Consider the following 16,656-nt stretch of genomic DNA (forward strand, 5'->3'; position numbering starts at 1 on the left):
CGGTGACGGTGGTGCTGTTATCGGTACGAGAGCGTACCGATACGCTAGTGTACCGATACGGCTGCGTACCGGTACACTGGCGTATCGATAGACGTACGACACACCGTCGGCCGGGAATTTTCCGGCCGCCTACCGAAACCAGGAGCACCGCCATGACGTCGCAGGCTGCGGACCGGCCCGAGCCGGTCGGTGCCACGCGCCGCTCCAAGATCACGCCGGAGCGTGAGCAGGAGTTCTACGACGCCGTCCTGGAACAGCTGGGGGAGTGCGGCTACGACTCCGTCACCATGGAAGGCGTCGCCGCGAGCACCCGGTGCAGCAAGTCCACGCTCTACCGCCAGTGGAAGACCAAGCCCCAGTTGGTGGCGGCGGCGCTGCGCTCCCACCGGCGGACGCGCTGCATCGACACCGGCTCGCTCGCCGACGACCTGCGCGAGGCCGCCCGGGCGGCGGGCGAGCTGTCCGGCCGGGACACCAAGCTGCTGCAGGCGCTCGCCCATGCCGCGGGCCAGGACCCGGAGTTGCAGCGTGCGCTGCGCGAGACCCTGGTCGAGCCGGAGATCGCCGCGCTGAAGGAGATCATCCGCCGCGGGGTAGAACGCGGAGAGGTGCCGGCCGACCATCCGGCGCTGGAGTACATCCCCGCCCAGCTGCTCGGGGTCCTGCGGGTGCGGCCTGTCCTGGAGGGCGAGTGGGCCGACCCCGACTACCTGGTCCGCTTCGTGGAGGCCGCCGTGCTGCCGGCACTCGGCCTGACCTGAGACCCGGGCCGCCGTCCGCCGGATGACCGGACGGTGACCCGACCGCGCCGACCCGTGGGGACGGGGGCGGCGCGCACCCCCGGCCGGGTGGGGTGCCCCTGTGAGCGGCGGGGGCGCGCCACCCGGCCGACCGGCGTCCGGGTCAGGGGCGTCAGACGTCCTGGCCGTTGCCGCTGCCCGTGGACACCTTGATGCCCTTGGTGATCTCGTCCAGCACGGCCTCCTTCTGGTCCGCGTCGACGCCGAACCGCACGACCACCATCTGCTTGGTGTTCGCGGGGGAGGGGAACGCGAGCGACTCCACGATGCCGTCGGCGCCCTTGCTCGTGACGGCCTTCCAGCGGACCAGGTAGCCCCGCTGCCCGGCCACGGTCACGGCCTTGGAGTCGAGTACGTCGTGGGAGGTGATCCCGCCGTAGGACTTGCCGCCGTAGGACTCCTCGGCGTTCTTCGCGATGTCCGCCTTCGCGATCTCCTCGGCGGTGGCGCCCTTGGTGCCGAGGAGAAGAGCCGGGGCCGAGTAGGCGCCGCCCTTCGTGCACGTCGAGGAGGTGTCGCCGGGGCACTTGTAGGAGTCGTCGGACGTCACCTGCGCACCGGCGTTGGCCTGCTGTCCGTACCAGCCCTTCGGTATCGGCAGACTGATGCCGCTGACCGTGTCGGTCACCGACCCGCTCCTGATCTTCGGCGGCTGGGACTGCTCGGGCCGCGGACTCTGCCCACCGGACCCCCCGTCCCCGCCGGACCCGCCGGAGCCCCCCGGCCCGCCCGTACCGCCCTGGCCCCCGGGCGCGCCGGGCCCGCCGGGCACCTGCGAGGTGGGCGAACCGCCCTTGCCGCCGTCCTCCGCCAGCGCGTACACGCCCACACCGATGCAGGTGAGGACGACCACGGCCGCGGCGACGGCGGCCCCTGTGCGCAACCGCCGCCCCTGCCTGCCCGGCGGGGCAGCGGGATAGGTGGGGTAGGCGGGATGAGCGGCGGAATATCCGGCAGCCGCCGGATAGGCACCGCCGGGCTGCCCGCCGAATCCCGGCTGGCCGCCGGATCCTGGCTGGCCGCCGGATCCCGGCTGGCCGCCGAATCCCGGCTGCTGAGCAGCACTCGGGTACCCGGTGGCCCCCGGCCCCCAGGCACCTGCCTGCCCGGCGCCGCTCGGTTGCCCGGCATCGTCCGTCTGCCCGTCGGCTCGGGGCTCGCCAGGAGCCTCGGCGGCGGTTGCCTTCCCAGCCCCCGGCGACCCTGCGCCGCCCGGCTCTCCGGCCCCCGGCGCCTCGGTCCCCGCCTGCTTCCCGGCTTCCGGCGCCCCATCGTTCGTCGGCGACGCCGCGCCGGTCGGCCCTCCGGCCCCCTGCACCTCGGGTTCGGCCGAGGCAGGCGCCATGCCGCCAGGGGACTGGTCGGTGGGTGCGGCGCCCCTGGACGCCGGGCCTGTCGGGGGACCCCAGGTCGCGGGCGGCTGTGCCGGGCGGATGCGGTCCGTCCAGGCCTTGCCGTCCCACCAGCGCTCGGTGGCGGGCCCGTCACTTGTCTGTCCGGGGTCGGCGTACCACCCGGGAGGAGTCTCCGTCATGCCCCCACCGTAAGAGGCGTCGGTGAAAGAGGCATGAGAGGAGTCGGAACCGGCTGTTCCACCACCGGTCGCATCAGGCCCCGCCCGCCCCCTCGCTCCTTCGGACGGCCGAAAAGCGCCGCTCCGGCGGGACGGAGGGGGAGGGGGAGCGCGAAGCGACGCAGCGCCCTCGCCGGGGCCTCGTCCCCCGCCACCGGCCCACGACACGGCGAACCGCGCTTCGGTGATCGCCACCCGGCAGCCGCGGACGCCGGATCCGTACTCCCGGCACTGGCAGCCGTGGCAACGGACCCGCATGCTCCGCACTGCTGAGGGAACGTCACCTCTGGTGACTTTGCCCGCCGTTGACCTCAAGGCGGCTGGTGACGGGACAAGTGCGTCGCCCGGCTGCACTCGGTGTCACCCGTCACGGCAAGAGGTGCCGCGACCACCCTCCACTCGGGCAATGGGACGGCTACGCTCGACATCTGTACGTCGTTCGGGCGACTTGGGGAGGTAGCGGGATGACGGAGGTACGGCCCACGGCCGCCGCCTCGGCTTCCCTGTGGGAGCGCGACGAGGAGGTCGCCGCCGTCGAGCGGGCGGTCGACCGCCTGTGCACGGACCGTTCCTCGACCGGCGGACTGCTGGTCTTCCGCGGCGAGGCCGGACTCGGCAAGACCGCGCTGCTGGCCGAAACCCGCCGCATCGCCGAAGCACGCGGCTGCACGGTGTGGTCGGCGCGCGGCGGCGAGACCCTCAGGTCGGTCCCCTTCAACGTGGTACGGCAGTTGCTGCAGCCGGCGCTGGTGTCGATGCTGCCCGAGGAGGCCCGCGAGTACCTCGGCGACTGGTACGACATCGCCGGCCCCGCCCTCGGCATTGCGGACCCCGGAGACCGGCAGGCCGACCCGCAGGGCGTGTGCGACGGCCTGGTCGCGGCCGTACGCCGGCTCGCCCGCCGGGACTGGCCGCTGGTGCTGCTGATCGACGACGCCCACTGGGCGGACCACGAGACCCTGCACTGGCTCGCGGGACTCGCCGAGCGGCTCGACGAGATGTCCGTCCTGGTCGTCGTCACCCGCCGCCCCGAGGAGGTCTCCGGCGCGAGCGCCCGCCACCTCGACGCCGTCGCCGCAGCCGCGGACGGCCCCGCCACCACCCTGAGCGCCCTCACCCCGGACGCCACCGCCGGACTCACCCGCGCCACCCTGGGCGAACACGCCGACGCCGCCTTCTGCCGCGAGGTCTGGGCCGTCACCGCCGGCAACCCCTACGAGACCGTCGAACTCCTCGCCAAGGTGCAGGACAGCGAACTCGAACCGGTCGAGGCCCGGGCCGGCGAACTGCGCGAACTGAACCGCTCGGCCCGCGGCGGCGGCCTCGTCGCCCGCCTGGAGGAACTCGGCATCGACGCCACCCGGTTCGCCTGGGCCGCCGCGATCCTCGGCACCGGCATCTCCGTCGACCTCGTCGCCAAACTGGCCACCCTGCGACCGAACGACGCCCGCCGCTGCGCCGAACTGCTGCGCACCGCCCGCATCCTCACCGCGCCCGACCCGGCGGCCGGCCGCAGCGCCGAAGGCGACCTGGAGTTCGTGCACCCGCTGATCGCGACCGCCGTCTACAACTCCATCCCCGACGCCCTGCGCACCGCCATGCACGGCATCGCCGCCCGGATCGTCTCCGACGAGGGACACGGCGCCGCGGCCGCCGCCCGCCACCTCCTGGAGGTCCACCCGGACGACGACGAGGAACTCGTCGGGCAACTGCGCGAGGCCGCCCGCGAGCACCTCGCCGTCGGCGCCCCCGACGCGGCCCGCCGCTGCCTGGAACGTGCCCTGAAGGAACCACCGCGGCCCGAATCCCACCCGCACGTCCTCTACGAACTCGCCGAGGCCACGTTCCTCACCGCGCCCGCCCGCACCATAGGCCACCTGCGGACCGCGCTCGGCATGCCCGGCCTCGAGGGCGACCAGCGGGTGGACGCCGTCTTCCGGCTCTCCCAGGCACTCCTGCACAACAACCAGCTGGAGGAGGCCGTCCGCACGGTCGAGGCGGAGGCCGCCCGGCTCCAGCCCGGACCCGCCCGGATGCGGCTGCAGGCCGTGCACTTCATGTGGGAGGGCATCCACGCGGGGGAGGCCACCTCACCCGGCCGCTCCCAGCGGCTCGCCGACCTCGCGAGCACCTGCACCGGCCGGGACAACTCCGAACGCGCCCTGCTCATCCTGCGCGGCTTCGACGCCCTGATGCACGGTGAGAACGCCGAGGAGGTCGTGGAACTGTGCGACCGCGCCCTCGTCAACGGCCGGCTCGCCCCGGGGCTCGGCTGGACCGACACCGAGTGGGGCATAGAGCTGCTGTTGATGCTGGCCAACGCGTACGGCTTCACCGACCGCCTCGACCGCGCCGAAGCCCTCTACAACGAAGCACTGCGCGCCTACGAGACGGCCGGCTGGAGTGGCGGCCACCTCGCCCTGGCCCACGCCTACGTGGGGATCGGCCACCGCAGGCGGGGCCGGCTGAAGGAGGCGGAGGCGTCCCTGCGCGAGGCGCTGCGCCTCGCCGAGCGCGTCGGCCGGGGTCTGCCCCTGTACTGGTCCGCGACGTGCAGCCTGGTCGACACCCTGCTGGCCCGCGGTCAGGTCGAGCAGGCCTGGGACATCGCCGAACGGCACGGTTTCGCGCCGCCCTACCCGTCCACCATCGTCCTGCCCGACCCGCGATCCGTGCGCGGCCGGTTGCTGCTGGCCGTCGGCCGCACCAAGGACGGCATCAACGAACTGGAGGCCGCGGAGAAGGCGGCGGCGGCCCGCGGCCACCACAACCCCGTGCTCGTTCCCTGGGCGGCCGACCTCGCCCGCGCCCTGCGCACCGAGGACCCGGCCCGGGCCGCCCGGCTCGCCGTGGACGTACGCCGCCAGGCCGAGCGCTTCGGCACCGACACCGCGATAGGAGAAGCCCTGCGCTGTGCCGCCGACCTGGAGACGGGGCAGCGGGCGGTCCGGCTCTACGGCCAGGCCGTCACCTATCTCGAGGCCTCGCCCTGCCAGTACGAACACGCCGCCGCCCGCATCGAGTTCGGCATCGCGGCCCGCTCGGCCGCCGATCTGCATCGCGGCCTCGACCTGGCGGTCTCGTGCGGCGCCGACGGACTGGCGGAGCGGGCGCGGGCCGCGCTCGGGACCGGCGTCGGCCCGGCCTGACACACACCCGGGGCAATCGCCCGACGGCCGCGCGCGACCCGCCGCCCTGCGCGGGTCAGATCGCCGCTCGGTGTCCCGTGGTCCGACCATCGCCGCTCCGGCCTCCTGTGTGGGTCCGATCACCGCCCTGCCCGCCGCGTGGCTCTGGTCACCGCCCCGCCGTCTTGCGTGGCCGGTCACCGTCCCGCCCCGCAGCTCTCACGAGGTGCCGGCCTCCTCGGCCAGCACCCGCTGGGCCGTCGCGAACGCCGAGTTCGCCGCGGGCACGCCGCAGTACACCGCCGTCTGCAGCAGTACCGCGCCGATCTCCTCCGGGGAGAGGCCGTTGCGGCAGGCCGCGCGGATGTGCATGGCCAGCTCGTCGTAGTGGCCGTGTGCGACCAGCGCGGTGAGGGTGATCATGCTGCGTTCGCGGTGCGACAGGGTCGGGTCGGTCCAGATTTCGCCCCACGCGTAGCGGGAGATGAAGTCCTGGAAGCGCGCCGTGAAGGGGGTCTGCCGGGCCTGGGCCCGGTCGACGTGCGCGTCGCCGAGCACCTCGCGCCGTACCGCCATGCCCCGCCGGGCGTCTTGGCCGAAGTGGGCGCGCAGAGCGGTCAGCACCGCCTCCGGGCACTGGGCCGGCGCCAGATGGGAGGCGCCCGGCAGCTCCATGAGCGTCGCGCCCGGCACGGCGTCGGCGATCTCCCGCAGGTGCGCGGGTGGAGTCGCGGGATCCTCCCGGCCGGCGACCAGCAGGGTCGGCACGGTGATCTCCGGGAGCCGCTCCCGCAGGTCGAACGCGGCCAGCGCGTCACAGCAGGCGGCGTACGCCTCCGGGTCGGCGTCCCGGTGGTCCCGGACCAGGCGGGGCACGGTGAAGTCGCCGGCGAACCAGCGCGCGCCGGCGTTCTCGGCCAGCCCGGCGAGCCCTTCGCGCCGGACCAGCGCGGCCCGCTCCTCCCAGGGCCTGGAACCGTTGAAGTGCGCCGACGAACAGATCACGGCGAGCGACGACAGCCGCTGCGGATGGTGCACCGCCAGGTGCAGCCCCACGGCCCCGCCCAGCGAGACACCCGCGTACGTGAACCGCTCGATGCCGAGCGAGTCGGCGAGCGCCAGCACCCGTCCGGCGAGGTCACCGACGCTCGCGCCCGCGCGGATGAGACCGGCCGCCGAACCGCCGTGCCCGGGCAGGTCCCAGCGCACCACGCGGTGGGTGATGGACAGTTCGGGCGCCACGCCGTCCCACAGGGCGTACGACGTGCCGAGCGAGGGGCCGAGCAGCAGCGGGGGAGCGGAGGCTGGCCCTTCGGCGCGGTGGTTCAGGAGGGTCAATGTCGCTCCAGAGCACGGTCGGTGAGGGCTCCGGCGGAGCCCGTGTAATGAGCAGGGTCGAGGTCCACCCCGGCCAACTCCGGCGCCTCGGCCGGCGGTCGTCCCTCGCAGGCCAGGCGCGTGAGGAGCTCCTTGGCGCGGGCCCGGCCCAGTACCGGGGTCAGCTCGGCGGACAGCCGCTCGGAGACGATCAACCCGTGGGTGAGGTCCAGGTGTTCACGCATGACGTCCGGACTGATCCGCAGCCCCCACGCCAGCTCGGCGGCGTCCCGGGCGGCCCCGCCGACCAGCCGCAGCAGATCCCGCAGCGGCTCCCACTCGGCGTGCCAGGCCCCGGCCGGGCGTTCGTCCTCCGCGGCCATCGCCCCGTACAGGATCGCCGCGAGCTGCGGCGCCCGCCGCGCGGCGGAGGCGATCAGCGTGGACCGCACGGGGTTGGACTTGTGCGGCATGGCGGACGAGCCCCCGCCGCTGCCCTCCGCGAGCTCGGCGATCTCGGTACGCGACAGGGTGAGCACGTCCGCGGCGAGCTTGCCGAGCGCGCCCGTGGTGAAGGCGAGGCATCCGGCGAGGTCGGCGACCGGAGTCCGCAGGGTGTGCCAGGGCAGGTCGGGTGCCCGCAGGCCGAGTTCCCGGGCGTACGCCTCCGGCAGCCCGGCCGGATCGCACGCGCCGTACGCCCCGAAGGCCGCCAGCGTTCCCGCAGCGCCCCCGAGCTGGGCGGGCAGCGACTCCCGGACGGCTCGCACCCGGTCCCGGGCGTCCAGCACCAGCGACCGCCACCCGGCCGCCTTCAGCCCGAACGTGGTCGGCACCGCGTGCTGGGTGAGGGTCCGCCCCGGCATCGCGGTGTCGCGGTGCTCGGCGGCCAGCCGGGCCAGCGCCTGCTCGGTGCGGGCGAGGTCGGCCAGCACCACGTCCAGGGTGCGCCCGGCGACCAGCATCGTCGCCGTGTCCATGATGTCCTGGCTGGTCGCGCCGCGGTGGACGTAGGGGCCGTACAACTCGCCAACGGCCTCGGTCAGATCGGCGACCAGGGGGATGACGGGGTTGCCGCCCGCACGGGCGCGCTCGGCGAGGGAGCGGACATCGAAGACGGTGGCACCGGCCGCCTCGGTCACCGCCGTGGCCGCCTCGGCCGGGGCGAGCCCGGTCGCCGCCTGGGCGCGGGTCAGCGCGGCCTCCGCGTCGAGCAGGGCCCGCAGGTAGGCCTCGTCGCCGGTGGCCGAGGAGGCCGCCGAGTCGGCCCAGCCGGGGGCGAGCAGGCCGGTGTCACCGGGATGCGCCGTCACGTGAACTCCAGGAAGACCGTCTCGCCTTCGCCCTGAAGGCGGATGTCGAAACGGTATGTGCCGTTCCCCTCCTCCGTCGCGATCAGCGTGTCGCGGCGGGGGTCCTCCAGCGAGGACAGCAGCGGGTCGGCCGCCAGCACCTTCGCGTCGTCCGGCAGGTAGATCCGCGTGTACAGGTGCACGAGCAGCCCGCGAGCCAACACGCACACGCTCAGGTACGGGGCGTTGCGCCCCCGCGCACCCGGCCGCAGGGTGCGGGCGCACCAGTGGCCGTTCGCGTCGGTCTGGACGCGTCCCCAGCCCGTGAACTCCACGCCGTTGCGCCCGAGGAAGCCTCCGGAGGCCGGGTCACGCCGCATCGAACCGTCGGCCGTCGGCAGGTTGCCGTCGGGGTCCGGGCCCCACAGCTCGATCAGGGCGTCCGGCAGCGGGGCGCGCCCGCCGTCGGTGACGTGACCGTGCACGGTGACGGTGTCCGGATGCCCGAGGGGTGCGATGTCCTCGCCGCCGCGGAACGGCAGGGCGTGGCCGTAGAACGGGCCGACGGTGTGCGACGGGGTGGGCAGCACGCTGTCGGGCCGGCTGGTGTCGATCTTCGTCATGGCCGGTCAGCGCCCTTCTTCGATCCAGGTGGCCTGCGGGCCGTCCAGCACGATGTCCCAGTGGTAGCCCATCGAGAACTCCGGCACCGACAGGCTGTGGTCGTACGTCGCGACCAGCCGCTGCCGGGCCGCGTCGTCCGTCACGGACTGGATGATCGGGTCGTAGGGGAGCAGGGGGTCGCCCGGGAAGTACATCTGGGTCACGAGCCGCTGGGTGAACGCCGTGCCGAAGAGCGAGAAGTGGATGTGCGCCGGCCGCCAGGCGTTGACGTGCTGGCGCCAGGGGTAGGGGCCCGGCTGGACGGTGGTGAAGCGGTAGTGGCCGTCGTCGTCGGTGAGGGTGCGGCCCACGCCGGTGAAGTTGGGGTCCAGCGGGGCGTCGTGCTGCTCGCGCCGGTGGGCGTAGCGGCCTGCCGAGTTGGCCTGCCAGATCTCCACGAGCTGGCCGCGCACGGGGCGGCCGTCGCGGTCCAGCAGCCGTCCGGAGACGGTGATGCGCTCTCCGATCGGTTCGCCGTCGTGCTGCCGGGTGAGGTCGTTGTCGATCTCGGTGACGTCCCGTTCCCCGAAGGCGGGGGAGGACAGCTCCACCAGCTCGGGGTCCTTGCTGACGTCGATGGTGACCGGCGGCTGCCAGGGGTGCCGCAGCACCGAGGAGCGGTACGGCGCGTAGTCGCGGCGCGGCTGGTGCTCGACGGGTCCGCCGTCGGCGAGCCGCTTCTCGTACGCGGCCCGCTCGGCCGCGATCGCCTGGTCGATGTCGTGCTGAGTGAGAGTCATGAGAGTCCCTGAAGGTTCTTGAGGGTCGTGCTCCGTCTGGAGCGCGGGGAACTGCGCGACCGGCCACGCACGGCCCGCAGCCGCGCGCATCGCTCAGCGCTCCAGAACGAGGGCGAGCCCTTGCCCCACCCCGATGCACATGCGGCCACACCAACTCCACCGCTGTGCGGACCGCGTCGACGATGGAGACGTCCTTCACCGCAAACCCTCCGGCACGGTCAGTCCGGCGTCGGTCCGGGCGACGATCTCCCCGGCGGTGACCCCCGGCGCGGTCTCCACCAGCACGAGCCCGTCGTCGGTGACGTCCAGGACGCCGAGGTCGGTGATGACCCGGTTCACGCACTCCTTGCCGGTCAGCGGCAGGGAGCACTCGGTGAGGATCTTCGGCGAGCCGTCCTTGGCGGTGTGCCTCATGACGACGACGACCGTACGGGCCCCGTGCACCAGGTCCATGGCCCCGCCGATGCCGGTGATCAGCTTGCCGGGGACGGCCCAGTTGGCCAGGTCGCCCCGCTCGGACACCTGCATGGCGCCGAGCACGGCCACGTCGATGTGCCCGCCCCGGATCATCGAGAAGGACAGCGCCGAGTCGAAGAAGGAGGCGCCCGGCAGGACCGTCACCGTCTCCTTCCCGGCGTTGATCAGGTCCGGGTCGACGGCGTCCTCCGTGGGGTAGGGCCCGGTGCCCAGGATGCCGTTCTCCGATTCGAGGACGACCTCCACGCCCTCGGGGAGGAAGTTCGGGATGAGCGTGGGCAGACCGATGCCGAGATTGACGTACTGGCCGTCCCGCAGCTCCCGCGCGGCCCGGGCCGCCATCTGCTCGCGTGTCCAGGCCATCAGGACTTCACCGTCCGCTGCTCGATCCTCTTGTCCGCCGCCTGCTCCGGGGTGAGCGCGAGCACCCGCTGCACGAAGATGCCGGGCAGGTGCACCGCGTCCGGGTCGATCCCGCCGGGCTCCACCAGCTCCTCCACCTCGGCGATCGTGACCCTCCCGGCCATCGCCGCCAGGGGGTTGAAGTTCCGGGAGGACTTGTTGAAGACGAGGTTGCCGTGCCGGTCGCCGCGCGCGGCCCGCACCAGGGCGAAGTCGGTACGGATGGCCCGCTCCAGCACGTACTCGGTGCCGTCGAACTCCCGGACCTCCTTCGGCGGTGAGGCGAGGCCGACCCCGCCCTGACCGTCGTAGCGCCAGGGCAGTCCGCCGTCGGCCACCTGCGTGCCGACCCCGGCCGGGGTGTAGAAGGCGGGGATCCCGGCGCCGCCGGCCCGCAACCGCTCGGCGAGTGTGCCCTGCGGGATGAGCTCGACCTCCAGCTCCCCGGCCAGGTACTGCCGCGCGAACTCCTTGTTGGCGCCGATGTAGGAACCCGTGACCCGGGCGATCCGGCCGGCGGCCAGCAGCACCGCCAGGCCCGACTCCATCGCCCCGCAGTTGTTGGAGACCACCGACAATCCGGCCACGCCGCGCTCGTACAGCGCCCCGATCAGCACGTTCGGCACACCGCTCAGCCCGAAACCGCCCACCGCGAGCGACGCGCCGTCCGGTACGCCGGCCACCGCCTCCAGGGCCGTGGCGACCACCTTGTCCATCCGAGAAGCCCCATCTCTTCCGAGCGACCCAACCAGATTCATCAGGGTACTGAGCATTTCCGCGAGCTGCTCCTCACGCTGTCACCACGTCGGAGGGGCGTCAAGACCTCCGTGGATCCGGCAGTGAACCTCTGTGTGACCGGAAGACGGAGGTTGGTGTATTGCGTATTGTTCAGTGCACCAACGAACAGAGCGCACCAACGAACCAAGCGAGGAATGTCCATGGCGGTTGCGGACCTCACCACCCACCCCGGGCACCTGGCCCGGCGGCTCCAGCAGGCGCACTACCTGCTGTGGAACGCGATGGTCTCCGAGGAGATCACGTCGCCCCAGTACGCGGTGCTCAACACCCTCGTCGGCGAACCCGGCCTTGACCAGCGCACGGTGGGGGAACGGGTGGGACTCGACCGGTCCACCATCGCCGAGGTGATCAGCCGGCTGAGCCGGCGCGGGCTGCTCGACAAGGTGCGTGACCCCCAGGACGGCCGCCGCTCGCTGCTGCGTCCGACGGACGAGGGGGTGCGCACGCATCGCAAACTGACCGTGCGCACCGCCCGGATGAACCAGGTGTTCCTCGCCCCGCTGACCGCCGACGAGCGGACGGTGTTCTTCGATCTCATCCGGCGGGTCGCGGACGCGGCCGAGGGACTCCGTCATCCCGGGGAGCCCGTGGTGACGCCCCGCTGATGCGGGGCATCTGGAGGGCGGGGCCGGTCAATGCGCCTCGGCGAACATCACCCACACCTGGCCCTCGGCGAAGTTCACCGGTGTGCCGTCGCCGGTGGTGAACGAGGTCCCGTCCGCGGGCTTCGCCCGCTTCCAGTTCACGTCCCAGGCCCGCCCGTCGCGCAGCACCTGCGCCTTCCCCGAGCCGACCGTCTCGGTGTACGGCGTGTTGTTGCCGAGGAAGTCCCGGAAGGACGAGGCGCGCACCTTCACGTACTGCACGACGACCGTCGCCGCCGTCATCCGCTCGCCGTCGGCCGTCGTCGCGGGTGTGCCGTCCATGCCGACCAGCCAGCGGTCACGGGAGTCCGACCAGGTGAAGCTGAAGCGGGCCGCCGGGTAGCGCACGGTCCGGGACGCCGTCGCCGTGCCGCCGGCGGGCGCCGCCCCGTAGTGGAAACCGGTGGTCAGGGCGGCCTCGCCCGGGGTCTCGGGCACGATGCGCCCGGGCTTCAGGTAGAGGTTGTGCGGGGCGGGCCGGTCGGTGTCACGGAAGAAGGCGTCGGCGGCGTTTCCCGGCGTCTCCGCCCGCAGCGGCGCCTTGTCGACCAGCGGCAGCAACTTCTTCTGGGCTCCGGAGAAGGCGAGCGTGGGCCGGTCGAACTGGCGCAGCAGCTCCAGATCCGACTCGCGCGCGCTGCGCACCGGCCCGACCGACTTCGGCAGCCGGGTCGCGTACACCGCGATCAGCCGGCTCAGCCCGCCCTCGATCTGCTCCGCGTAGACCACGTCCGCGGCCTCGACGCCCGTGTGCGGGCGGGCTGCGGCGGCGTTGTCGATCTTGACGGCGAGTGCGGAGGGCCCGGTCGCCGAGGGGGACGTGCTGTGCTGCGAGTCCTTCGGTGCTCCACGGCCGTCGTCGCCCGGTCCGCTCCCGTCGGTGCAGCCCGCCGCCAGGGCGGTCGTCACCGCGGCTGCCAGCAGCGCCGCCGCCCTCGTGGCGCGCCGCCCGTGCGCCCCTCGCCCCATGCTCACCGTCGCCACCGCGCCCCCATGTCCTCGATGTGTCTTGATTGTGCGCTTATCTGAACATCGATGGCCATAGTCGATCGATCCAGGTGGGGAGGTGTCTTTGCCGCGTCCGCCGATCGGCTCAAGGTTCAGCGCGGGGTGGCCGGGTACCCGGACGGCGCCGTACGACCGACGCGCACGCCGACGGAGGGAGCGCGAGGCGATGAGGGCAGTGACCTGGCAGGGCAAGCGGGACGTCCGGGTGGAGAACGTGCCCGATCCGACGCTCCAGGAGCCGACGGACGCGATCATCCGCATCACCTCCACCGGGCTGTGCGGGTCCGACCTGCACCTGTATGAAGTGCTCACCCCGTTCATGACCCCGGGCGACATCCTCGGTCATGAACCCATGGGCATCGTCGAGGAGGTCGGTGCGGGAGTCCCGGACCTCCAGGTGGGGGACAGGGTCGTCGTCCCGTTCCAGATCGCCTGCGGCAACTGCTGGATGTGCCTGACCGGCCTGCCCACCCAGTGCGAGACCACCCAGGTGCGGGGCGAGGGCATGGGTGCCGCCCTGTTCGGCTACACCCGCCTGTACGGCGCGGTGCCGGGTGCCCAGGCCGAGTACCTGCGCGTCCCCCAGGCGCAGTTCGGCCCGATCAAGGTCCCCGAGGGCCCGGCAGACGACCGTTTCCTCTACCTGTCCGACGTCCTGCCCACCGCCTGGCAGGCGGTCGCCTACGCCGACGTCCCGAAGGGCGGCAGCGTCGCCGTGCTCGGTCTCGGCCCCATCGGCGACATGGCCTGCCGCGTCGCCCGGCTCCAGGGCGCGGAACAGGTGTTCGGCGTGGACCTCGTCCCGGACCGGTTGCGCCGGGCGAAGGCACGCGGTGTGGAGACCTTCGACCTGAGGTCCTTCGACGACGAGAAGGAACTCGTCGAAGCGATCCGCGACCGGACGGGCGGCCGCGGCCCCGACGCCGTGATCGACGCGGTCGGCACCGAGGCGCACGGCAGCGCCGCCGCGCGCATGGTGCAGAACGCCGCGGCGGTCCTCCCCCGCAAGCTGGGCGCCCCGATCGCCGAGCGCTTCAGCGTCGACCGTCTCGCCGCGCTCCACACCGCGATCGAACTGGTGCGCCGCGGCGGCACCATCTCGCTGTCCGGCGTCTACGGCGGCATGGCGGACCCGCTGCCGTTGCTCACCCTGTTCGACAAGCAGATCCAGATGCGCATGGGCCAGGCCAACGTCCGCCGCTGGGCCGACGAGATCCTCCCCTACCTGACCGACGAGGACCCTCTCGGCGTGGACGACTTCGCCACCCACCGGGTGCCGCTGTCGGAGGCCCCCCACGCGTACGAGATGTTCCAGCGCAAGCAGGACGGCGCGGTGAAGGTCGTCATGCAGCCGTGAGGGCTCGGGCCCTCGGCGCCGTGTGAGCCGCTGTGCGCGGCTATGCGCCGCTATACGCCCAGGATCTGCGCCAGGTCGTAACGGACCGGCTCCTCCAGTTGTGCGTACGTGCAGCTCTCGGGGGTCCGGTCCGGGCGCCACCGGCGGAAACGGGCGGTGTGCCGGAAACGCTGCCCGTTCTCCATGTGGTCGTACGCCACCTCGGCCACCCGGTCCGGCCGCAGCGGCACCCACGACAGGTCTTTCCGCCCTGACCAGCGGCTCGGTGCCCCGGGCAGCCGGGCCTTCTCGTGGGCGGTCTCGTCCGACCAGGCGGCCCACGGGTGCCCGCTCGCATCGTCCAGGCGCAGCGGCTCCAACTCCTCCACGAGTTCGGCACGCCGCTTCATCGTGAAGGCGGCGGACACCCCCACGTGCTGGAGGGTGCCCCGGTCGTCGTACAGGCCGAGCAGCAGCGAACCGACGACGGGGCCGCTCTTGTGCAGGCGGTACCCGGCGACCACGACGTCCGCCGTCCGCTCGTGCTTGACCTTGAACATGGCCCGCTCGTCCGGCCGGTAGCGCACGGCGGGCGGTTTGGCGATGACGCCGTCGAGACCGGCCCCCTCGTACTCCTCGAACCACTGCCGCGCCACCTCGATGTCGGTGGTCGCCGGTGCCAGGTGCACCGGTGCCCGCACCCCGGACAGCGCCTCGGTGAGCCGCTCCCGCCGCTCGGTCAGCGGCGCGTCCATCAGCGACTCGTCGCCCAGTGCGAGCAGGTCGAACACGACCAGCGAAGCCGGTGTCCGCTCCGCCAGCATCCGCACCCGGGAGTCCGCCGGATGAATCCGTTCCGTCAGCGCGTCGAAGTCCAGATGCCCCTCGCGCGCGATCACGATCTCCCCGTCCACCACGCAACGCTGCGGCAGCCTCTCCCGTACGGCTGTCACCAGCTCGGGAAAGTACCTGGTCAAGGGCTTGCCGGTGCGGCTGCCCAGCTCGACCTCGTCCCCGTCGCGGAACACGATCGCCCGGAAGCCGTCCCACTTCGCCTCGTACTGCATGCCCTCGGGGATCGCCGCCACGGACTTGGCGAGCATCGGCAGGACAGGGGGCATCACCGGAAGATCCATGGGTCGACTCTACGAGTCGTCCATGGTGTCCGCCTGTTATGCGTGGCGTCCGCAAAAGCCCATGTCACCTGCCTATTCGACGCCGTCTGAGAGCAGGTGTGTGAGACGAGTGTGAGACGAGTGTGAGACGACGCCCGGCGGGATCCTCAGGCAGAAGCTGACGGCTCCTGCTCCGGCCGGCCGCATCACCGTGCCCGTCATGTGGCAGTCGCTGTTCTTCGGCGGCCTCCCGCGCCGGGGCAAGACGTTCACGCAGCGCCTCATGACCGCGGCCGGTCTGCTCGACCCCTACGTGCGGCACTAGGTCGCCGACGGCAAGGGCGGCGCCGACTGGATGCCCATGAAGGCCGTAGCGCACCGGCTGGTGATGGGCGCCGAGGATGACGCCGTCGACGCCCTGAAAGCCATGCTGAAGGAGCTGCTGGGGGAGATGGAGCGCCGCTTCGTCCTGCTGCGCGGCCTGCCCGTGTCGGTGTGCCCTGAGGGCAAGCTGACCCCTGGGATCGTCGAGAAGTGCAACCTGCCGGTCATCTTCGTGACGATCGACGAGCTGCAGGAATACTTCACGGTGATGGAGCGCGACGACCGCGAGCAGGTCATCAACGACCTGTGCCGCATCGCCCGGCGCGGCCCGGCGGCCGGGTTCATCTGCAACTTCGCCTCCCAACGGCCCGACGCCGACAGCGTGCCCACCAAGCTGCGGGAGATCATCACCCTGCGGTACTCGACGCAGGTCGTCGACCAGACCTCGTCCGACATGGTGCTCGGCAAGGGCAAGGCCGCCCAAGGCGCCGACGCCTCCGTCCTCTCCGAGGAGCACAAGGGCACCAGGCTGGTCACCGGCCCCGCCTCGTTCGTCACCGTGCGGGCCGACTTCCTCGACGGGCCCGGGTTCGCCGAGCTGTGCCAGCGCGGCCGCACGCTGCGGCAGAAGCACAACCAGCTGACCGGCGACGCCACCCAGGACGTGACCGCCGCAGCCGACCAGGCCGGCGTGTCCATCGCCGCGGTGCTGTCCGACTGCCTCACCGTCATGCGGCACGCCGCCCGCATGCACACCGTCGACCTGCTGCAGCGGCTGGAGAACCTCGACGAGGACTACGGCGCTGGGACGCCGAGCGTCTCGCCCGCGAGCTCGAGGACGCGGGCGTGAAGCGCACGACGAAGCAGGTGAACATCTGCGGGAAGAACCTTGCGGGCTACCGCCGCGAGGACCTCGAGGCCGCCGTTCCGCCCGAGCTGCTCGACGCCCGGTAGACCCCCACCCCCTCTACAACCGACCCCGGAACGCCCTGCGGCCCCCCTCTACCCACACCAGTGGATCTAGAGGGGGGCCGCTACC

At 72.7% G+C, this 16,656-nt stretch carries 13 protein-coding genes and 2 pseudogenes; 5 read left to right on the forward strand and 10 right to left on the reverse strand.

All coding sequences use genetic code 11. The features are described 5' to 3' along the window. Nucleotides 1-152: 152 nt before the first annotated feature. Nucleotides 153-761, forward strand: a complete 609-nt coding sequence (locus tag ACFZDI_RS06090; protein ID WP_234850014.1) for a TetR/AcrR family transcriptional regulator — start codon at nt 153-155, stop codon at nt 759-761. 151 nt (nt 762-912) lie between these two features. Here ACFZDI_RS06090 and ACFZDI_RS06095 read toward each other — a convergent pair whose 3' ends face one another. Then, complete coding sequence (locus tag ACFZDI_RS06095) at nt 913-2,145, reverse strand: hypothetical protein (protein WP_391249460.1); 1,233 nt, start codon at nt 2,143-2,145, stop codon at nt 913-915. 51 nt (nt 2,146-2,196) lie between these two features. Further along, nucleotides 2,197-2,334 (reverse strand): annotated as a pseudogene (locus ACFZDI_RS06100) (DUF2510 domain-containing protein); the annotation flags it as partial. A 503-nt stretch (nt 2,335-2,837) separates the two neighbouring features. Here ACFZDI_RS06100 and ACFZDI_RS06105 point away from each other — a divergent pair. Then, nucleotides 2,838-5,522: an AAA family ATPase gene (locus ACFZDI_RS06105; protein ID WP_391248098.1), complete on the forward strand. Its 2,685-nt coding sequence runs from the start codon at nt 2,838-2,840 to the stop codon at nt 5,520-5,522. Nucleotides 5,523-5,720: 198 nt separating this feature from the next. Here ACFZDI_RS06105 and pcaD read toward each other — a convergent pair whose 3' ends face one another. The 6 genes from pcaD to ACFZDI_RS06135 form a co-directional block, all read right to left on the reverse strand. Next, a complete protein-coding gene (gene pcaD, locus ACFZDI_RS06110) occupies nt 5,721-6,839 on the reverse strand; it encodes a 3-oxoadipate enol-lactonase (protein WP_391248100.1) in 1,119 nt (372 codons plus the stop codon). Further along, on the reverse strand, nt 6,836-8,131 hold the full coding sequence (gene pcaB / locus ACFZDI_RS06115) for a 3-carboxy-cis,cis-muconate cycloisomerase (RefSeq protein ID WP_391248102.1): 1,296 nt from the start codon (nt 8,129-8,131) through the stop codon (nt 6,836-6,838). Before pcaB ends, pcaD begins: the two co-directional genes overlap by 4 nt. Continuing rightward, a complete protein-coding gene (gene pcaG / locus ACFZDI_RS06120; RefSeq protein ID WP_391248104.1) occupies nt 8,128-8,733 on the reverse strand; it encodes a protocatechuate 3,4-dioxygenase subunit alpha in 606 nt (201 codons plus the stop codon). Before pcaG ends, pcaB begins: the two co-directional genes overlap by 4 nt. Nucleotides 8,734-8,739: 6 nt before the next feature. Beyond that, entirely contained in the window at nt 8,740-9,513 is a 774-nt protein-coding gene (gene pcaH / locus ACFZDI_RS06125) for a protocatechuate 3,4-dioxygenase subunit beta (protein ID WP_391248106.1), read from the reverse strand. A 195-nt stretch (nt 9,514-9,708) separates the two neighbouring features. Beyond that, a complete protein-coding gene (locus ACFZDI_RS06130; RefSeq protein ID WP_391248108.1) occupies nt 9,709-10,353 on the reverse strand; it encodes a 3-oxoacid CoA-transferase subunit B in 645 nt (214 codons plus the stop codon). Beyond that, the gene (locus ACFZDI_RS06135) at nt 10,353-11,108 is read right to left on the reverse strand and encodes a 3-oxoacid CoA-transferase subunit A (RefSeq protein ID WP_391248110.1); all 756 of its coding nucleotides are present in this window, start codon (nt 11,106-11,108) and stop codon (nt 10,353-10,355) included. The genes ACFZDI_RS06130 and ACFZDI_RS06135 overlap by 1 nt, the downstream gene beginning before the upstream one ends. Nucleotides 11,109-11,330: 222 nt before the next feature. Here ACFZDI_RS06135 and ACFZDI_RS06140 point away from each other — a divergent pair, with 222 nt between their 5' ends. Beyond that, nucleotides 11,331-11,795, forward strand: a complete 465-nt coding sequence (locus ACFZDI_RS06140) for a MarR family transcriptional regulator (RefSeq protein ID WP_391248112.1) — start codon at nt 11,331-11,333, stop codon at nt 11,793-11,795. 27 nt (nt 11,796-11,822) lie between these two features. Here ACFZDI_RS06140 and ACFZDI_RS06145 read toward each other — a convergent pair whose 3' ends face one another. Continuing rightward, the gene (locus ACFZDI_RS06145) at nt 11,823-12,803 is read right to left on the reverse strand and encodes a DUF3048 domain-containing protein (protein ID WP_391249462.1); all 981 of its coding nucleotides are present in this window, start codon (nt 12,801-12,803) and stop codon (nt 11,823-11,825) included. A gap of 205 nt (nt 12,804-13,008) precedes the next feature. Between ACFZDI_RS06145 and ACFZDI_RS06150 the strand changes: the two genes are divergently transcribed. Beyond that, a complete protein-coding gene (locus tag ACFZDI_RS06150; protein ID WP_234848690.1) occupies nt 13,009-14,199 on the forward strand; it encodes a zinc-dependent alcohol dehydrogenase in 1,191 nt (396 codons plus the stop codon). Between the two features lie 50 nt (nt 14,200-14,249). Here the strand turns inward: ACFZDI_RS06150 and ACFZDI_RS06155 are convergent, their stop codons facing one another. After that, a complete protein-coding gene (locus tag ACFZDI_RS06155; protein WP_234848689.1) occupies nt 14,250-15,314 on the reverse strand; it encodes an ATP-dependent DNA ligase in 1,065 nt (354 codons plus the stop codon). A 178-nt stretch (nt 15,315-15,492) separates the two neighbouring features. On the opposite strand from ACFZDI_RS06155, the pseudogene ACFZDI_RS06160 reads away from it, so the two are divergent. Beyond that, nucleotides 15,493-16,571 (forward strand): annotated as a pseudogene (locus ACFZDI_RS06160) (cell division protein FtsK); the annotation flags it as partial. Nucleotides 16,572-16,656 lie beyond the last annotated feature (85 nt).

Source organism: Streptomyces sp. NPDC007907 (assembly GCF_042959365.1).
GTDB lineage: Bacteria > Actinomycetota > Actinomycetes > Streptomycetales > Streptomycetaceae > Streptomyces > Streptomyces indiaensis.

What these genes read in the sequence shown, in the direction of transcription:
- pcaG (WP_391248104.1), bottom strand. Translation starts at nt 8,733, where the DNA reads ATGACGAAGATCGACACCAGCCGGCCCGACAGCGTGCTGCCCACCCCG.
- ACFZDI_RS06145 (WP_391249462.1), bottom strand. Translation starts at nt 12,803, where the DNA reads ATGGGGCGAGGGGCGCACGGGCGGCGCGCCACGAGGGCGGCGGCGCTG.
- ACFZDI_RS06095 (WP_391249460.1), bottom strand. Translation starts at nt 2,145, where the DNA reads ATGGCGCCTGCCTCGGCCGAACCCGAGGTGCAGGGGGCCGGAGGGCCG.
- ACFZDI_RS06130 (WP_391248108.1), bottom strand. Translation starts at nt 10,353, where the DNA reads ATGGCCTGGACACGCGAGCAGATGGCGGCCCGGGCCGCGCGGGAGCTG.
- ACFZDI_RS06105 (WP_391248098.1), top strand. Translation starts at nt 2,838, where the DNA reads ATGACGGAGGTACGGCCCACGGCCGCCGCCTCGGCTTCCCTGTGGGAG.
- ACFZDI_RS06140 (WP_391248112.1), top strand. Translation starts at nt 11,331, where the DNA reads ATGGCGGTTGCGGACCTCACCACCCACCCCGGGCACCTGGCCCGGCGG.
- ACFZDI_RS06090 (WP_234850014.1), top strand. Translation starts at nt 153, where the DNA reads ATGACGTCGCAGGCTGCGGACCGGCCCGAGCCGGTCGGTGCCACGCGC.
- ACFZDI_RS06155 (WP_234848689.1), bottom strand. Translation starts at nt 15,314, where the DNA reads ATGGATCTTCCGGTGATGCCCCCTGTCCTGCCGATGCTCGCCAAGTCC.
- ACFZDI_RS06135 (WP_391248110.1), bottom strand. Translation starts at nt 11,108, where the DNA reads ATGGACAAGGTGGTCGCCACGGCCCTGGAGGCGGTGGCCGGCGTACCG.
- pcaH (WP_391248106.1), bottom strand. Translation starts at nt 9,513, where the DNA reads ATGACTCTCACTCAGCACGACATCGACCAGGCGATCGCGGCCGAGCGG.
- ACFZDI_RS06150 (WP_234848690.1), top strand. Translation starts at nt 13,009, where the DNA reads ATGAGGGCAGTGACCTGGCAGGGCAAGCGGGACGTCCGGGTGGAGAAC.